Raw genomic sequence first — 2,058 nt, forward strand, 5'->3', positions numbered from 1 at the left:
TGCGCGGCAAGCTCGGGATCGGTGTAATCGAAGAAAGCCATGCGTCGCGGCATGCCAAGAATGCCGGTGAAATGCCACGGGAAGGTCAGCACGATCATGCCGATAAACCACAACCACAATTGCCAGCGCATCAACTTCAATTGCGTCATTGCGCGGCCTGTCAGATGCGGCCATAGATCGTACGCAATCGCGAAGTACATTATGACGATTGCGCCCGCGAAAATCAGATGAAAGTGACCGGTGATCCACTGCGTGTTGTGAACCGACGAGTCGAGCTGGTAACTCATGTTGATGATGCCGCCCGCACCGCCAAAGCCCAGCATCACGAACGAGAATGCGAGCGCGAGCATCATCGGGTTCTGCCAGGGCAGCGCCTTGAGCCAGCCGAAGGTTCCTCGGCCGCCGCGCAAACGCGCCGCAATCTCAACCGATGCACAGATGGTGAACACCGTTAGCATGGTCGGCACGGCGACGAGCGCCGTGAATACCGAATGCATGAACTTGAAGCCGGACCCCACTTGCGGGTCGGCGAAAAGATGGTGAATGCCGATTGGCATGGACACCACGAGAAAAAGGATGAACGAGATGCGCGCCATCGAATCGCTGTACAAGCGGCCGCCGATCGCGCGCGGCATGATCGTGTAATACGCAATGTAAGCCGGCATCAACCAGAAGTAGACGATCGCGTGCAGCGTCCACGAGAAGAATACGCGGGCGAGACCTGCGTCGATGGTCGTCTTGAAACCAAGCGCCACCGGCAGGATCTGGAACAGGATCTCGATGGCCGCGCCCACGGCAGTCCATCCCCACAGATAAGCGCCCGCCACGCTTGCGAACATGGCAAGCGGCACGGGCACGCCGCGATTCTCGCGCTTCCACGTCATCAGGTTGACCGACATGAGGCCGACCCAGATCCACGATCCGACCACCACCAGCACAATGCCGATATAAAAGAACGCGTTGCCGATCATCGGCGGATAAAACGTGTAGAGCACGGACGCGAGGCCCATCGCGACAGGGACCATGGCGGTGACGGTGCCGACTGCAACGAGAATGAAACCGGCCCACGCCCAGCGCACGCCGATCAACGTTTTTTTCAGCGAGAGTTCGGTCACCGCATAACCAAAACCCATCGCGATCAACGTGGGAAATACATAGCCCATTGCCGAGCCGTGCGCGGTCACCGAGCGATAATAGATCTCCGGATTCTGCAGCCACGGATGCAGCGGGCTGCGCACCCACATCTGCCATGCACCGAGCAGCAAGGCGCCACCGAAGCTGATGAAGCCGAGCCAGAAATGCGCGAGAACGAGTCGCTTGCTATTTAACACAGCTGAGTCTCCGCGAACCGTTAGCGTTTGCCATCTGAAGGAAAGCGTTTTTATCGATGACCTTCACGTGCGCCCACATGCCTTGATGCCCCGTGCCGCAGAACTCGTGGCAAGGCATCAGGTGCTCGGCCGGCTGAGTGAAGGTCGTCTTGAAGGTCGAGATATAACCCGGCTCGAGCATTGAATTGATGTTCGTGTTCGTGATCAGGAAACCGTGCACTACGTCAGCGCTCGTGGCGCGGAACGTGATGGGTGTATCGGTCGGAATCAGCAGGCATTGCGGCGTGAACGAATACTGTTGCGCGACCACGCGCACCGTTACCGAACCATCTGCCTCGATCGCGCTGCCCAGATTGCTCTCGACGAATTCACCGCTTACGTTGAGCGTATCGGGGCGTACGGTCTCCACCCGCGAGGGCGGCATCATGGCCCAATGAAGGCCCGTGAAGATCGTCATGGCGACAAGCACGCACAGGATGATCGCGACGAGCAGCGCCCACTTGCGCTCGATACGCGCGGCCATGTCCGCCGATGCATGCGACTGGTGTTCATTGTTCATTGGATAACGCCACGCGGCAAAAAGACCAGGAAATAAAACGCAAACCATAAGCCAATCACAATGGCCGTTGCAGTGCCGGCAAGCGCAATAGCGCCGTGCGGTCCGTCGCGCACGATTTCATCGACGGCAGCATCTTCGTTTTCTGAATCAGTCATGACGTCCTCAATA

At 58.3% G+C, this 2,058-nt stretch carries 2 protein-coding genes; both read right to left on the minus strand.

Annotated features, from left to right (window positions below):
• On the minus strand, positions 1-1,331 hold a 1,331-nt coding region (locus HB633_RS30470; protein ID WP_213781843.1), incomplete at its 3' end, for a cbb3-type cytochrome c oxidase subunit I.
• On the minus strand, positions 1,321-1,890 hold the full coding sequence (locus HB633_RS30475) for a cytochrome C oxidase subunit II (RefSeq protein ID WP_213781844.1): 570 nt from the start codon (positions 1,888-1,890) through the stop codon (positions 1,321-1,323). The genes HB633_RS30475 and HB633_RS30470, both read right to left, overlap by 11 nt.
• Between the last annotated feature and the right edge of the window lie 168 nt (positions 1,891-2,058).

It is taken from the genome of Caballeronia sp. dw_276 (assembly GCF_018449635.1).
Lineage (GTDB): Bacteria > Pseudomonadota > Gammaproteobacteria > Burkholderiales > Burkholderiaceae > Caballeronia.

Bases quoted from the DNA above. Each gene is read 5' to 3' on its own strand.
- HB633_RS30475 (WP_213781844.1), bottom strand. From the start codon at position 1,890: ATGAACAATGAACACCAGTCGCATGCATCGGCGGACATGGCCGCGCGT.